The organism is Nocardia sp. SSK8 (genome assembly GCF_037034205.1).
Taxonomy (GTDB): Bacteria; Actinomycetota; Actinomycetes; order Mycobacteriales; family Mycobacteriaceae; genus Nocardia.
In genome coordinates this window covers 67,839-82,209 of sequence record NZ_JBAGKD010000017.1, presented here as the reverse complement: position 1 = coordinate 82,209, position 14,371 = coordinate 67,839, and the positions used below count along the sequence as shown (strand labels likewise).

The following is a 14,371-nucleotide window of genomic DNA, read 5'->3' as shown; positions in this document are numbered from 1 at the left end:
GAATTCAACTATGCCCACAGTGTGGATCGACCTGTCCCAGCTCGACACCGAGGTCGCCTGCGCGATCGCCAAGGACGAGATCTTCGGCTCCGTCGAGGTGGTGATCACCGACGACGACCACGTCACCGCGCTGCTGTCGGACCGCACCACCGTGGTACGCACCGCGACCGCGGGTGAAGCGGGCCGTCAGCGCCTGATCGCGGTCGACACCGAGGTCGGCACCGGCCTGAGCACCGAGGCCGACGGCGCGCACCTGACCATCCCCGACGTGCACGTGGTCGACGACCCGACCCTGCAGCTGGCCTGCCACTACGCGCAGCACTGGCCCGCCACGGTGGTCCGGTTCCAGGACCCCACCAAGATCCCGCTGGAGATCGTCATCGCGGCCGCCGACGGCGCCGAGGGCCGCATCATCTGCGGTGTCGGCGACCACACCGACGCCCAGGTCACGCTGTCGGTGCTGGAGAAGGGCCCGGCGGGCATCCTGGCCGCGCCGTCCACTGTCGAGGAGGTCCGCGCGCTGGTGGAGCTGGCCAACTCGCTGTCGAGCGACCTGCCGCTCTCGGAGATCACGGTCACCGGCATCCGGCACACCGGCGTGGGCGAGCGGGTCTGCGTGGACACCTGCACCCAGTTCGACACCGACGAGGGCCTGCTGATCGGTTCGTTCGCGCACGGCCTGTTCCTGTGCGTGAGCGAGACCCACCCGCTGCCCTACATGCCGACCCGCCCGTTCCGGGTCAACGCGGGCGCCCTGCACTCCTATGTGCTCGGCGTCGGCGGGCGCACCCGCTACCTGAGCGAACTGCGCGCCGGTGACCTGGTGCTCGCGGTCGGCGCCGACGGCCGCACCCGTGAGGTCGTCGTGGGCCGGGCGAAGATCGAGACCCGCCCACTGCTGACCATCGACGGCGTGGACGCCGACGGCACCGCGGTCTCGCTGACGGTCCAGGACGACTGGCACGTGCGGGTACTCGGCCCGGGCGCCGAGGTTCTCAATGTCACCGAATTGACCGCTGGCGACAAGATTCTCGGGTTCCAGTCCAGCGCGAGCCGCCACGTCGGCTGGCCGGTCGAAGAATTCTGCGTCGAGGTGTAGTGGTGCGACCTACCCGACTCCGGTCGAAGGTGTTCCGGCACTTCGGAGCCCTCTTCGACGATTTCGCGCACGACCGGCGGCACGTATTCGCCGCGGACCGTCCGATGGACCTCGCGCCCGAGCGTGGAACACGCTGGAGTGTCGCCGAATTGGCCGAGCTGGTGGCCACCACGGCGGGCGCGCTGGCTGGCTTTCCGGCCCAGGGCGAGCGCCGCAAGGTGGCCATCGTCAAACGCAATCACCTGGATTTCATCCTGCTCGCGGTCGCGGTGGCCCGGGGCGGCGGATTGCCGCTGATGATCTCCGGGGCGAACCCCGCGGACTCGGTGGCCGAGCTGCTTGGCAAGTTCGAACCCGATGTCATCGTGCTGTCGGCGGATCAGCTGCCACGCCTGCGGCCGATCCTGGACGCGTCGTATTCTGCTGTGCCGCAGGTGATCCTGGGAACCGACGAGCTCGCGCGGCCGGGTACCGCCGAGGTGATGTTCGCCGACCTCGACGCCGAGCCGCTGCCCCTGTGCGAGCTGCCCAACCCGGATGCCCCGATGGTGTGCACCCACACCTCCGGCACCACCGGCACGCCCAAGATCATCGTGCACTCCACCCGCACCGGTCTGCACGCGCAGTCCGCGATGGAGTCCATGCGCGGTGCGTTCTGGCGGGCAGGCCGCCGGGACGTCTACGCCTCGAGCACCGCGTTCAACCACGTACGCAACCTGAGCTGGATCACCGCGCAGCTGCGCTGCGGGCCGGAGCTGTCGTTCGCGCTCACCGATCCGAGCCCGGAGAACATGGTCCGCCACTTCACCGAGGTGGCGCCGACCATGGTCGAGGCGCACCCCAACGACTTCCAGCTCTGGACCGAGGCCGCGCTCGCGCACCCGGCCGCGTTCCGGCGCACCCGCTTCTTCATGAACACCTTCGACGCCATCCACCCGCCCACCGTGCGCACGCTGCTCGCGGTGAGCGGCAGGCGGTTCCCGATCTGGGGGCAGGGCTGGGCGCAGAGCGAGACCGGCCCGATCGCGGTCGACTTCTACTTCCGCCGCACCTTCCGCACGGAGCGCGGCATCGGCAGAGCGTCCACGCTGCACGGTATTCCGGCACCCGGGGTCAAGGTGAAGCTGGCCGACGAACACGGCCGGACGACCCCGTCCGGCGGCGTCGGCCTGGTGTACGTCAAGACCTCGGCGCGCTGCCTGGACTACCTGTCCGAGTCGGAACGCCACCGCCGCAAGGTATCCGACGGTGGCTGGTGGTGCACCGGTGATCTGGGCCAGCGCCTCGCCCTCGGGCGGGTACGGCTGGTCGACCGCGAGGTCGACGCGCTGACCGACGGCAGCACCATCTCCCTGGAAAGTGAACTGTTGCAGCGCATTCCGGAGGCGGTCGAGATCGTCGTGCTGGCCACCGAGGACGGTGCGCCGCAACCGGTGGTGAGTCTGCGGGCCACCGGTGAGCTGCCGCCGGAGCGCTGGGCGGACGCGGTGGCCGGACTGGCACCGCTGCGCGCGCCGATCTACCTGGACTGGGTGGATGTCCCCAAGACCGCGACCATGAAGGTCCGCCGTGCCGCCCTGCGCGAGCAGGTGGGTTGTGCCGGTGTGCGACAGGGGCTGTGGACCTGATTTCCGATCGCGTGGCCGCCGCCGCGCGACCCATCTGGAGAGAGCCGAATCGAATGGACAAGTTAGTAGACCGGCTGCTGCGCGCGCCGCGGCTGGTATTGGTCGGGGTGTTCGTCGCCGTGGTGCTGTGTGCCCCGCTGATGGCGCGGCTGACCGACCAGGTCATCCCCGGCGGTTTCGAGGATCCGAACTCCTCGGCGGTGACCGCCGAGCAGATCCTGGCCGACGAGTTCGACATCCCGTCGAACACCTTCGTCGCGGTGGTGGCGGCGAAGGACGGCCTCACCGCCGCCGCCGACAAGGTGATCGCCAATGCCCGCGAGCTGCCCGGGTTCCAGGCGGCGCTCGGCTATCAGGACGACCCGCGGCTGCTCGCGGCGTCCGAGGGCGTCACCGCGGTGCAGATCATGACCACCGATTCCGCCACCGAGGCGGTCCGTTCGGTCAAGGACGTGCGTACCGACCTCGCCGAGGGACTCCCGGCGGGCGCCACCGTGCGCCTGACCGGTGAGGCCGCGCTGGCCAGCGACTACAACGACCAGACCGCACAGGACGCGCTGCTGGCCGAATCCATCGCCTTCCCGGTGCTGATCATCCTGTTGCTGCTGGTGTTCCGCTCGGTGATCGCCATGCTGGTGCCCATCGTGATCGGCGTCCTGACGCTGGTGGCGGCCCAGGGTGTCGGCGGGTTCGCCAGCTACTTCACCGACATCTCGAACCTGTATGTCAACGCGGTCTCGATCATCGGTCTGGCCGTATCGATCGACTACTCGCTGTTCATCATGCGGCGCTACACGCAGCTGCGCGAGGGCGGTATGCCGGGCGACGAAGCGCTGCGGACCGCGTTCCGGACGACCGGTCGCTCGGTGCTGTTCGGTGGTGTCATCGTGATGGTGTCGCTGGCGGGCCTGTTCATTCCGAACGTGATGGTGCTGACGAGCATCGCCATCGCCGGTATCGCCGCCACCGCGGTAGCCATGGCACTGACCGCCGTGGCGCTGCCCGCGGTGCTCGCGCTGTGGGGTGACAAGATCTTCGCGGGCAACCGCTTCCTGGTCCGCAAGCGTGCTGTCGCCGCCGACGGCGAACCCGCGGCGCCGTCGAAGCGCTCGACCGTCATCGGGCTCGTCGCGGCCGCGGTGATGGTGGTGCTGGCCGCGCCGATCGTGGTCGCGCAGTTGCAGGTTCCGGTCGCCAGCGTCGACAACCTGCCCGCCGATTCCGAATCCCGCGTGGCCGCACAGCAATTGGCCGATCATCTCGGGGTTCCGCGTGAACAGCCGATCGATCTGGTGTTCCGTGCCGAGGACGGCGCTCCGGCCGGTCAGCTCGCCGCCGAAGTGAACCGCGTGGCCGACGACCTGCGGACCTGGGGCGAGGTCGCCCGGGTCGATCATCCCGCCGCGCCGTCACCGAAGGCCGAGCGGCTCAGCGTGATTCCGCGGCCGGGCGCTTCCGCGCAGGAGCAGCACGAGCTGGTCGGCGCGCTCGAGGCGCTCGAGATCGCCGACGGCACCGAGCTGTACGCGGGCGGTGTCGCCGTGGTCGGCTACGACTTCGACAAGGCCGTGATGCGCTCGCTGCCGTTGCTGATCGGCGCGGTACTGATCCTGAGCCTGGCGCTGCTGTACTGGGTCTTCCGGTCCTGGACCATGGCCGTGTGCGCGGTGGTGCTGAACAACCTGGTGATCGGTAGCGCCGTCGGCCTGCTCATCCTGATCTTCCAGGTCGGTCTCGACCAGCCGGTGAGCTCCATGCAGCCGGTGCTGATCTTCGCGGTCATGTTCGGCATGAGCATGGACTACCTCATTGTGATGGCCTCGCGGATGCGCGAGGAATACCTCGGTGGTGCGGCGCATTCCGAGGCGGTGAGCACCGGGCTGCGGGTCACCACGCCGGTGGTCACGGCGGCCGCGGCGATCATGGCGACGGTCTTCCTGTCCTTCCTGGTCGCGAAGATCTCCATCGTCGCCCAGCTCGGTGCCGGGCTGGCCATCGCCGTGATCCTCGATGCCGTGGTGCTGCGCCGGTTCGTGCTGCCCGCGGTCTTCCGGGTGATCGGCCCGCGCCTGTGGAGCAAGGCCGACACTGCCCGCGTCGAGCCCGCGGTGGCCGCGGAACCGGAACTCGTGGGGCGGTAATGCGCGCCGACATCGTGCAGTACTGGCGGCTGGGCAAATTCCGGGTGTATCAGCACGCCTACGGTGGACTGCTCCTGCTCACCGTGCTCGGCGTGGACCGCCTCCAGTACTGGGCGGTGTGCCTGACCAGCGTCGTGTCGTTCCAGTTCATGATCTCCGGATCGTGCGCGCTCGACGATCTGACCGGTTACCGCAACGGCAGCGATCGCCGTAACTACCTGGGTGCCGACGGTGAGTTCGCCCGCGATGTGGCGACCAAACCGCTGCTGAGCGGTGGGCTCACGGTGCCGCAGGTGCAGCGCTGGGCCGCGCTGTCGATGACGCTGTCGGTGGCCTTCGCCGGGCTGGGCCTGCTGCTCGCGGACGGTCCGCACCGGTGGGCCGCCGCGGCGGTGTACCTGCTGTGCCTGGCGCTGATGCCGCAGTACTCGTGGGGGTTGCGGGCCAGCTTCCACCCCGCGGGCGGGGAGACGGTGCTGGTCACCACGCATGTGCTGTGCGTGCTGTGGCCCGCGCTGGCCGTCGGCTCGATCAGCGCGCTGATGTGGTCGGAGGCCGTGCTGTTCGCGGTGGGCTTCCTGCTGATCTCGTTGTGCTCCAACGAGAACGACCAGGTCGGCGACCGGGAGGTCGGCCGCAAGACCATCGCGGCCATGTTCGGTACCCCGGGCACCTCGGTGGCGCTGGTCCTGGCCGTGGCCGCCCAGGCGGCCGCCGTCGGCTTCGCGCTGGCGGCGGGGGTCTCGGCGTGGTTCGCCCTGGCCGCCGCGCCGGGCCTGGCTCTCGCGATCGCCCAGGTGTGGGCGGCGGTGGCGCGGCGGCGCTGGATGTATGCCCGGTCGCTGGGCATGAAGGCCTGCAACCTGATGTTCGCCGGGCTGGCGATCTTCAATCTCGCTTCTTGATCAGATTTTCGAATTGGGGAACTATGCGCAAAATTGTGGCGGTCGTCGGCGGGGGTCCCGCCGGGAGCTCGGCAGCCTATTGGGCCACCGCGAGCGGTGCCCAGGTGGTGCAGTTCGAGCGGTCGGGCCCGAATCGGGACAAGGCCTGTGGTGACGCCCTCGTCAAGGAAGCCGTGCCCGAGCTGCGCGAGATGGGCATTCTCGACGCGAGTGCCATCCGGGGCCAGGTGATCGGCGAGTCCAGTCTCGAGGCCGCCGACGGCACCACCTGGCGTAAGGAACATCCCGGCGACTGCTGGCTGGCACCGCGCAAGCTGCTCGACCAGACCCTGCGCGACCGCGGCGAGCACCTCGGCGTCGACCTGCGCTACCGCACCACGGTGCTGGGCGTCGAACCCACCGCCGACGGCGGGTTCACCGTGCAGTTCCGGGGCGAGGCGGGCCGGTCGAGCCTGCGCGCCGATGCCGTTGTCATCGCGCACGGCGTCAACGGCAAGCTCAGCCAGGACCTGGGCATCGACGGTGCCCCGATCCGGGTGCCCGCGGTCTCGCGCTATCAGGAGGGCATCCCGCCCGCCGGTCTGCACTTCCGCTTCGAACCGGAGAAGTACGGGCCGGGCTACATCTGGGAGTTCCCGGTGAGCGCGGACTCGCTGAACGTGGGCATCTTCTCCCTCGAGCGCACCGACCTGCGCATCGCGATGGACCGCTATACCGCCGCGGTGGGCGTCCCCGAGACCGGCACCACGAAGTGGCGCGGCGCCTATGAACCGCTCTGGACCGGGCAGGGGCGGCGCTGGAGCGCGGCGGGCGGCGGGATCATCTCCTGCGGTGACGCGGCGGGCATCGTCGACCCGCTCACCGGCGAGGGCATCGGCCCGGCGCTGGCGACCGGTCGCGTCGCGGGCCGGGCGGCGGCCGAATACGCCCACGGCGCACGGGAATCGGCGCTGTCCTACAGCGACTGGCTCTACGACTGGGCCGAGGCCAAGTACGACAGCCATCGCGGCCGCCGGTCGCTGCGCGAGCAGCTCAACCACACCGGACTGGTTGATCGTCAACCAATGGTTGACGCGAGGTGATCGTCAACCTAGAGTTGACGCATGAGCACACCCAACTTCCGCCTCGACGATCTGATCGACGGCATCAAGAAGGCCCGTCCCGACAATGTCCTCGACCAGCTCAGTGATGCCGTGGTCGCGGCCAATCACCTCGGCGAAGTGGCCGATCATCTGATCGGTCACTTCGTCGATCAGGCTCGCCGCTCCGGGGCGTCCTGGACCGAGATCGGCGCCAATATGGGCGTCAGCAAGCAGGCCGCGCAGAAGCGGTTCGTCCCCAAGCAGCCCGGCGACACCGCGGCCATGGACCCGCAGGCCGGGTTCGCCAAGTTCACCGACCGGGCCCGTCAGGTCGTGGTCGGTTCGCAGGAATCGGCGCGCGCGGCGAGTAATGCCCAGATCACCCTCGGGCACCTCATCCTCGGGCTGATCGATCAGTCCGAGGGGCTGGCCGCGCGTGAGATCGAGGCGCGCGGGGTCTCGCTCGGCGCGGTGCGCGATGCCGCCACGGCGACCCTGCCGCCCGCCGACGCCGAGGTGCCCGCCCTCATCCCGTTCGACGGCGAGACCAAGAAGGTGCTGGAGCTGACCTTTCGCGAGGCACTGCGGCTCGGGCACAACTACATCGGTACCGAGCACATCCTGCTGGCGCTGCTCGAGCAGGAGAACGGTACCGGCGTGCTCAGCGGCCTCGGGCTGGACAAGGCGCAGGTCGAATCGGATCTGGTGGAGCTGCTGGCCGCTTTTCTGAAACCCGCCGAAGGGGAGTGACATCGGGACCGACCTTGCACTCTCGGTCCCCGAGTGCTAAAAATGCCTTGGCACTCTCGACTGTTGAGTGCCAGGTCGGGACGGTGAGACCGGGTTCCATCGACACCCTCGGTCGTCCGTCGCGGGCACCGCACCTGGCCAGCGTAACTTGGGGCGATCCAACCTGTGGTCGTCTCGTGTGTCAGCCATAGACATGTGGAGGATCTCAACGCAATGGCCAAGACAATTGCGTACGACGAAGAGGCCCGTCGGGGTCTCGAGCGGGGTCTGAACGCCCTCGCCGACGCTGTCAAGGTGACGCTGGGCCCGAAGGGTCGCAACGTCGTGCTCGAGAAGAAGTGGGGCGCCCCCACGATCACCAACGATGGTGTGTCCATCGCCAAGGAGATCGACCTCGAGGACCCGTACGAGAAGATCGGCGCCGAGCTGGTCAAGGAAGTCGCCAAGAAGACCGACGACGTCGCGGGCGACGGCACCACCACCGCCACCGTGCTGGCCCAGGCGCTGGTGCGCGAGGGTCTGCGCAACGTCGCGGCCGGTGCGAACCCCCTCGGCCTGAAGCGCGGCATCGAGAAGGCCGTCGAGGCCGTCACCGCCAAGCTGCTCGACACCGCCAAGGAGATCGACACCAAGGAGCAGATCGCTGCTACCGCTGGTATCTCCGCCGGTGACGCCGCCATCGGCCAGCTCATCGCCGAGGCGATGGACAAGGTCGGCAAGGAAGGTGTCATCACCGTCGAGGAGAGCAACACCTTCGGGCTCCAGCTGGAGCTGACCGAGGGCATGCGCTTCGACAAGGGCTACATCTCCGGTTACTTCGTCACCGACCCCGAGCGTCAGGAAGCGGTCCTCGAGGACCCGTACATCCTGCTGGTGTCGTCGAAGATCTCGACCGTCAAGGACCTGCTGCCGCTGCTGGAGAAGGTCATCCAGGCCGGTAAGCCGCTGCTGATCATCGCCGAGGACATCGAGGGCGAAGCCCTGTCGACCCTGGTCGTGAACAAGATCCGTGGCACCTTCAAGTCCGTCGCCGTCAAGGCCCCTGGCTTCGGTGACCGCCGCAAGGCCCAGCTCGCCGACATCGCCATCCTGACCGGTGGCGAGGTCGTCAGCGAAGAGGTCGGCCTCTCGCTGGAGACCGCCGGTATCGAGCTGCTCGGCCAGGCGCGCAAGGTCGTCGTCACCAAGGACGAGACCACCATCGTCGAGGGTGCGGGCGACGCGGAGGCCATCAAGGGCCGCGTGGCGCAGATCCGTGCCGAGATCGAGAACTCGGACTCGGACTACGACCGGGAGAAGCTGCAGGAGCGCCTGGCCAAGCTGGCCGGTGGCGTCGCGGTGATCAAGGCCGGTGCCGCCACCGAGGTCGAGCTCAAGGAGCGCAAGCACCGCATCGAAGATGCCGTGCGCAACGCCAAGGCCGCCGTCGAAGAGGGCATCGTCGCCGGTGGTGGCGTGGCCCTGCTGCAGGCCGCTCCGGCGCTGGAGGGCTTCGATGGCCTGACCGCCGACGAGGCGACCGGTGTCAACATCGTGCGCGTCGCGCTGTCGGCTCCGCTGAAGCAGATCGCCTTCAACGCGGGTCTCGAGCCCGGCGTCGTCGCCGAGCGCGTGTCCAACCTGCCCGAGGGCGAGGGCCTCAACGCCGACTCCGGCGTGTACGAGAACCTGCTGGCCGCCGGTGTCGCCGACCCGGTCAAGGTCACCCGTTCGGCCCTGCAGAACGCGGCCTCCATCGCGGCCCTGTTCCTCACCACCGAGGCCGTCGTCGCCGACAAGCCGGAGAAGGCCGCCCCCGCGGGCGACCCGACCGGTGGCATGGGCGGCATGGACTTCTGATCTCCTGATCAGCTAGTTCTCGCGAGCCACGAAGGCCGATCCACCTCCGGGTGGGTCGGCCTTCGTCGTCCCCCTCTGGACGAGGGCGCCGACACCGCCGCGCAGGGGATGTTCCCGGAGGTCGCGGATTAGTTCGAAACTAGTTTCGAAGTCGATGGTAGGGTGGGGTATGGCCACTCGCACGTTCCCGTTCTCGACGTTGATCAACAAGCAGACCAGTGTCTTTCCGGCGCTCGATGACGCTGATGTCATCCTCGAACGTCGAGATGCCGAGAACCTGGTGCTGATGCGGTCGGAGCGATTCGAGGCCATGCTCAAGGGGCTCGGGCTGGCTGCCCGGTCGCTCGCGATTATCGCCAAGGCCAACCGCGCGCTCGCCGAGGAGGTGTTCGCCGAAGAACTGCCGTGGTTGACGTGGCTCCCCGCGGAGGCGCGCCCGGGATGTGTGCGCGAGTTACTCGACCATCTCCTCGCCGGTGCCGAAACCGGCCTGCTACTACCGTTTTCGCGCGCCCTGCGGGAATGGCAATCGACTGCGGAAATCTACTCCGACCCGGAACTGGCCAGTCGACTGCGCGGCCCGTTCGATGCTTCCGACGCGACCGAGCTGCACCGACCCGGCGACGACGATGCCTGAGACACCACGGCGCGGTGACGAGGTCCGTCGGCCGACCGGCTGGATTGTTCGCGCGGTCGATCTGCGCGCGGCCAAGGGTTGGGCACAGTTGGTGAATCAGGCACGAGCCAACGCGGATCGGGCGTGGGTCGCGATAACCGCTGACCCGCGCTGCCGCGAAGATCCCGCACGCCAGCATCCGCTCAAGTACGACTTGGGCCGGGTCAAGGTCGGTGGTGTGGAGTGTGAGCAGTGGCAGTTCGAAGTCACTGGCGGTGGTCGCGTGTGGTACGCGATCGACGATTCGAATCGGACGCTGTGGATCACTCAGGCGGGTACCGGGCATCCGAAGCAGACCGATCGTCGTCGGTAGTCGGGGTCAGGTGACCGGGGTGAGGCGGAGGCGTTCGGCTAGTTCGTTGAAGATGTAGAAGTTGGGGATGGTGCTCACGGGGGCCAGGGAGCGCCAGGTGCCCGCGAGTTTGACGCGGATGTGGCCGCTGCGGGCGTCGATGAGCTGGATGTCTTCCCAGGGGAAGGACTCGCCGCGGAAGGTGAGGGCGTCCAGGGAAAGGCCAACATCGCCGAAGGTGACGGTGTCGCCGTTGTCGATGGCGGCCACGGCGGTGGGGAGTTGGGTTGCGGTGACGGCGGATTGGATGGCGCGGGCCCATTCGCGGGCGCGGGCGAAATCCTCTTCGCCGATGGCGGCATTCGCGCCCGGACCGGTGAGGGTCAGCAGGTAGGTCACGGCGGTGGTGTCGTGGAAGGGGATGGTCTCCTGACGGACTTCCATACTGTCCCAGCGGAATCCGGAGACCCGCTGGCCCGAGCGGTAGACGGTGACCCCCTGGTCGAACACGTCGATGCGTGCGGCCCGGTCGCGCCGGTTGATCAACCCGCGCCGCAACGCCAGCAGCACCGGCACCGCCGCCATCACCAGCAGCGCGATCCCGCCCTGCCAGGCGCCGACACCCACACAGATGACCCCGATGGTCGCGATGGTGCCCGCGATGATGCCGCAGCCGCGCACGAAGGTGTCGTCGGCGGGGGCGGCCAGGAAGGTGTCGCGGTGCGCGCCCAGGTGCTGATACTCCGCCATCAGGTGTATCAGTTGGGTCAGCGGCACCCGGTGCCGTACTTCGGTTATGTCCTCCGGCCTGTTCGGAGTGATCACTTGTCCCTCCAAGAGGCGTTTCATCCGCGGCGAAGCGTATTCGACCCGGCCGTTTACCGCCACCGTTGCACGTCCGGACCCCGCGCTCCCACCCGGAAAGCACTGCTACGCGGGGCGAACGCCGCTGTAGAGGGGGTCTGACGGCCGCCCGGATAGGCTGGTCGGGTGCTGTTTCTGGACGAAGGACCGAAAACCGCCCCGCCGATCGTGTGCCTGCACGGCATCGCGGGCTCGCGGGACTGGTTCGCCGCGGTCGCCGAACGGCTGACCGGTGAGTTCCGGGTGATCCGCGTCGATCTCGACGATCGCGTCGCCGATCTCCGCGCCGCGGCCAGAACCGCTCCGGTCGCGGACCTGCTCGACGAACTCGGCGTCACCGGGGCGACCGTGGTCGGCCATTCCTTCGGCGCGGAGGTGGCCCTCGAACTGGCGGTGCGTTCGGACCGGGTGGCCCGCGTGGTCGTCGTCGGCCAGGCCCCGGACTATCGGCAGGCCCGGATTCCCTCGATCGCGAAGTGGGTGGTGCGCCCGGCTTCGGTGCGGCTGGTGCAGTGGCTGGTACCCGGCCCGGTGGTCCGCTTGGTCATGCGCAGCGCGTTCGCGCCCGGCTTCCGCTACGAATCCGCTCCCGGCCTGGCCGATTCGGTGGTGCGTGATTTCCGCGCCACCGTCCCCGCGGCCCTGGCCTACACCGCGGGCGCCCGCCGCGACGACCTCGCCGCCGACCCCCTCGACGCCCGCGTCGCCGCCCTCGACCTGCCGGTCCTGGTCGTGCACGGTCGCCGCGACCACCTCTACGACCACGCCACGGTGCTGTCCCGCTATGCCGCGGCGGGCGCGCGCACCCACCTCGTCGAGCACGCCGGTCACACCCCGCAGGTCGAGCAGCCCGACGAATTCGCCACTGTCCTGCGCGAATTCGTCACCGGCTAGATCCCGTCGACCGCCGTCACCGCGAACGGCCCCGGCGTGCCCTCCGCGCCCAGCGGCCCACCCTTGTCGAACTGCGAGGACACGATCAGCGCCCGATCGCCGACGTGCACCAGCGTGGTGGGGACATGCAGTGCGGGATCGTGGAATTCGCGCTCGCGGGTGGCGGTGGTGCCCTGGTCGGTGACGGTCCACCGGCTGATCGTGTTGTCGGTGTTGTGCACGACCCAGAGGGTGTTGTCGCGCAACTCCATTCCGTCACCGTGGCGGACGTCGCCACCCACCAGCGTCACCTTGCGGACCGGGCCCCCGGCCAGGTCGACGCGATACAGCTCGCCCGCCGACATCGCCACCACCAGTAGATAATTCCCCGCCCGATCGGCGACGATCCCGTTGAGCTCCAGCGCGTCCGCCGCCCCGAGCAGTGGGCCCAGCTCGGCGGCGACCGCGAATTCGCCACCGCCCGAACGCTGTTGCTCCGGTGACACCCGGTAGACGACATTGCGCACGCTGTCGGTGAGATAGGCGGACCCGTCGGCTCCGAAGTCCAGATCGTTGACGAACCGCGGCCCGTCACCGGGCACGGTGTATCGCGCCAGCAGTGCGCGCGAGCCGGTGTCGTACACCGCGACGCCCACACCGGAGTCGATCACCCACAGCCGCCCCTCGGCATCGACCTTCACCCCGTTGGCGGTGGTCCGTCCGTCCGCGCCCGCGGGCAGGAACACCTCGGCACGGTCCGCCCCGGCGCTCGCGCGATGGACCGACCCGTCGGCGAAGGACCCGACGTAGGTGTCGCCGGTGCGGGTGTCGAGCCCGATGCCCTCGGGATACACGGCGGCGCCGGGCAATTCGTAGGCGGTGCTCAGTGTCGGCTGCTCGGGGCCGCAGGCGGTCAGGCAGACGGCGGTCAGGGCGAATACGGCGGTGGTTCTGAACATGATGAAGCCTCTCAGTGAGGTAAACCTAGACATCAAACAATGTGCAGAAACATAGATTAGAACCTTTATGATCGTCAAGACTGTTACCTGACAATGGCCGGATACCATGCCTCCATGACGTCCATGCCCGCCGCCGACCGGCTCGGTTCGTACCTCAAGCGCGCCGAACAGGCCCTGATGGCGACCAAGACCGCCGCGCTGAAACCGGCAGGCCTGACCGTCCCGCAGTACAGCGCGCTGCTGAATCTCGCGGAGAACCCCGGTATCTCCGCCGCCGCGCTGGCCCGGCTGGTCGGCGTCACCCCGCCCACCATGAACACCGTCCTGACCAACCTGCAGGATCGCGGCCTGGTGGAGCGCACGCCGCACGAATGGCACCGCAATATCCTGGAAACCCGGCTCACCGACGCGGGCCGGGAACTCACCGCCGCCGCCGACGTCCGCGCGATCGCGGTGGAACGCACGCTCGCGCAACGCTTCACCGATGAGGAACTGACCTCGCTCACCGCCCTGCTCGTCCGCGCCGCCGAGGCGCTCGACGAGATCCGCGCCGATCTGGCCTGAGAACGACGAAAGCCCGCCGGAGGAATCCGGCGGGCTCTCGGAGCGAGGGCTCAGCGTTCGGCGGCGGCCTTCACCCGGGCGAGGGTCTCGTGCATGCCCGCGACCAGATCGGCCTCGAACTTGTCCTCACCACCGGCGGCGGCGTTGACCAGGGTGCGCACCGGCGCGGGAATGCCCTTGGGGTCGACCGTGCGGGTCTCGACCACGCGGGTGCCGCCGGCGGTCGGCTCCAGCTCGTAGCGCCACACCGTGCGGTTCTCCACCATCCGGAAGGCCAGCGTCTTGTTCGGCTCGAACGCGACGATCCGCGAGGTGGTCGGCCAGATCTTCCAGCCGTCCTTGTTGAGATTCACCGTCAGCGCGCCCACCCGCACCCCACCGAGCGCGACCATCTTCCAGGTCGTCGGGCTCAGCTCCGGCATCCGCTTCAGATCCGCGAGCACCGCCCACACCTTCTCCGGCGCCGCGGCGATGTCGATACTGGCTTCGAGATTGTTCGGCAACATTGCCTCCGGGATCGTGTGACGTTCGGTAACGCCCAGCATAGGCGTCCCGCCCGGGTTCAGGAGTGCTGCGCGGCGGCATGCAGCGGGCGCAGGGCCTCGACCGCGTGCTTGCCCCACTCTCGCGCAGCGGCTGAAGCACTCGTTCCAGAGGTTTCGAACGATACGACTTCGGGCGGCATGCTCATCGGGCAAG

General features: G+C 68.8%; 14 protein-coding genes. 11 read left to right on the top strand and 3 right to left on the bottom strand.

Annotated elements, in window-relative coordinates; genetic code table 11:
* The first annotated feature begins 10 nt into the window (after positions 1 to 10).
* The 9 genes from WA675_RS25245 (at position 11) to WA675_RS25205 (ending at position 10,433) form a co-directional block, all read left to right on the top strand.
* The gene (locus tag WA675_RS25245) at positions 11 to 1,099 is read left to right on the top strand and encodes a 3-dehydroquinate synthase II family protein (protein WP_336087705.1); all 1,089 of its coding nucleotides are present in this window, start codon (positions 11 to 13) and stop codon (positions 1,097 to 1,099) included.
* Between the two features lie 2 nt (positions 1,100 to 1,101).
* Positions 1,102 to 2,727, top strand: coding sequence for a class I adenylate-forming enzyme family protein (locus tag WA675_RS25240; RefSeq protein ID WP_336087704.1), 1,626 nt, complete (start codon positions 1,102 to 1,104; stop codon positions 2,725 to 2,727).
* Between the two features lie 53 nt (positions 2,728 to 2,780).
* Complete coding sequence (locus WA675_RS25235; RefSeq protein WP_336087703.1) at positions 2,781 to 4,868, top strand: MMPL family transporter; 2,088 nt, start codon at positions 2,781 to 2,783, stop codon at positions 4,866 to 4,868.
* On the top strand, positions 4,868 to 5,773 hold the full coding sequence (locus WA675_RS25230; RefSeq protein ID WP_336087701.1) for a UbiA family prenyltransferase: 906 nt from the start codon (positions 4,868 to 4,870) through the stop codon (positions 5,771 to 5,773). The genes WA675_RS25235 and WA675_RS25230 overlap by 1 nt, the downstream gene beginning before the upstream one ends.
* A gap of 23 nt (positions 5,774 to 5,796) precedes the next feature.
* Positions 5,797 to 6,855, top strand: coding sequence for an NAD(P)/FAD-dependent oxidoreductase (locus WA675_RS25225; protein ID WP_336087699.1), 1,059 nt, complete (start codon positions 5,797 to 5,799; stop codon positions 6,853 to 6,855).
* Positions 6,856 to 6,876: 21 nt separating this feature from the next.
* On the top strand, positions 6,877 to 7,605 hold the full coding sequence (locus WA675_RS25220; RefSeq protein WP_336087698.1) for a Clp protease N-terminal domain-containing protein: 729 nt from the start codon (positions 6,877 to 6,879) through the stop codon (positions 7,603 to 7,605).
* Between the two features lie 213 nt (positions 7,606 to 7,818).
* Positions 7,819 to 9,444 carry a chaperonin GroEL gene (groL, locus tag WA675_RS25215; RefSeq protein WP_336087696.1) on the top strand — a complete coding sequence of 542 codons (1,626 nt, stop codon included), beginning with the start codon at positions 7,819 to 7,821 and terminating at the stop codon, positions 9,442 to 9,444.
* Between the two features lie 169 nt (positions 9,445 to 9,613).
* Positions 9,614 to 10,081: a hypothetical protein gene (locus WA675_RS25210; RefSeq protein ID WP_336087695.1), complete on the top strand. Its 468-nt coding sequence runs from the start codon at positions 9,614 to 9,616 to the stop codon at positions 10,079 to 10,081.
* Positions 10,074 to 10,433, top strand: coding sequence for a hypothetical protein (locus tag WA675_RS25205; protein ID WP_336087694.1), 360 nt, complete (start codon positions 10,074 to 10,076; stop codon positions 10,431 to 10,433). The genes WA675_RS25210 and WA675_RS25205 overlap by 8 nt, the downstream gene beginning before the upstream one ends.
* Before the next feature lie 6 nt (positions 10,434 to 10,439).
* Here WA675_RS25205 and WA675_RS25200 read toward each other — a convergent pair whose 3' ends face one another.
* Positions 10,440 to 11,162 carry a DUF6585 family protein gene (locus tag WA675_RS25200; protein WP_336087693.1) on the bottom strand — a complete coding sequence of 241 codons (723 nt, stop codon included), beginning with the start codon at positions 11,160 to 11,162 and terminating at the stop codon, positions 10,440 to 10,442.
* A 240-nt stretch (positions 11,163 to 11,402) separates the two neighbouring features.
* On the opposite strand from WA675_RS25200, the gene WA675_RS25195 reads away from it, so the two are divergent.
* Positions 11,403 to 12,170 (top strand): alpha/beta fold hydrolase, encoded by a 768-nt coding sequence (locus WA675_RS25195; RefSeq protein ID WP_336087692.1) that lies wholly within the window; start codon positions 11,403 to 11,405, stop codon positions 12,168 to 12,170.
* Here the strand turns inward: WA675_RS25195 and WA675_RS25190 are convergent.
* Complete coding sequence (locus WA675_RS25190) at positions 12,167 to 13,108, bottom strand: SMP-30/gluconolactonase/LRE family protein (protein ID WP_336087691.1); 942 nt, start codon at positions 13,106 to 13,108, stop codon at positions 12,167 to 12,169. The two genes, WA675_RS25195 and WA675_RS25190, sit on opposite strands and share 4 nt — an antisense overlap.
* Positions 13,109 to 13,222: 114 nt before the next feature.
* Here WA675_RS25190 and WA675_RS25185 point away from each other — a divergent pair, with 114 nt between their 5' ends.
* Positions 13,223 to 13,672, top strand: coding sequence for a MarR family winged helix-turn-helix transcriptional regulator (locus WA675_RS25185; protein ID WP_336087690.1), 450 nt, complete (start codon positions 13,223 to 13,225; stop codon positions 13,670 to 13,672).
* A gap of 50 nt (positions 13,673 to 13,722) precedes the next feature.
* Here WA675_RS25185 and WA675_RS25180 read toward each other — a convergent pair whose 3' ends face one another.
* Positions 13,723 to 14,175 carry an SRPBCC family protein gene (locus WA675_RS25180; protein WP_336087722.1) on the bottom strand — a complete coding sequence of 151 codons (453 nt, stop codon included), beginning with the start codon at positions 14,173 to 14,175 and terminating at the stop codon, positions 13,723 to 13,725.
* Positions 14,176 to 14,371: the final 196 nt, after the last annotated feature.

Bases quoted from the DNA above. Each gene is read 5' to 3' on its own strand.
- WA675_RS25200 (WP_336087693.1), bottom strand. From the start codon at position 11,162: ATGGCGGAGTATCAGCACCTGGGCGCGCACCGCGACACCTTCCTGGCC.
- WA675_RS25225 (WP_336087699.1), top strand. From the start codon at position 5,797: ATGCGCAAAATTGTGGCGGTCGTCGGCGGGGGTCCCGCCGGGAGCTCG.
- WA675_RS25190 (WP_336087691.1), bottom strand. From the start codon at position 13,108: ATGTTCAGAACCACCGCCGTATTCGCCCTGACCGCCGTCTGCCTGACC.
- WA675_RS25230 (WP_336087701.1), top strand. From the start codon at position 4,868: ATGCGCGCCGACATCGTGCAGTACTGGCGGCTGGGCAAATTCCGGGTG.
- WA675_RS25220 (WP_336087698.1), top strand. From the start codon at position 6,877: ATGAGCACACCCAACTTCCGCCTCGACGATCTGATCGACGGCATCAAG.
- WA675_RS25210 (WP_336087695.1), top strand. From the start codon at position 9,614: ATGGCCACTCGCACGTTCCCGTTCTCGACGTTGATCAACAAGCAGACC.
- WA675_RS25245 (WP_336087705.1), top strand. From the start codon at position 11: ATGCCCACAGTGTGGATCGACCTGTCCCAGCTCGACACCGAGGTCGCC.
- WA675_RS25205 (WP_336087694.1), top strand. From the start codon at position 10,074: ATGCCTGAGACACCACGGCGCGGTGACGAGGTCCGTCGGCCGACCGGC.
- WA675_RS25235 (WP_336087703.1), top strand. From the start codon at position 2,781: ATGGACAAGTTAGTAGACCGGCTGCTGCGCGCGCCGCGGCTGGTATTG.
- groL (WP_336087696.1), top strand. From the start codon at position 7,819: ATGGCCAAGACAATTGCGTACGACGAAGAGGCCCGTCGGGGTCTCGAG.
- WA675_RS25185 (WP_336087690.1), top strand. From the start codon at position 13,223: ATGACGTCCATGCCCGCCGCCGACCGGCTCGGTTCGTACCTCAAGCGC.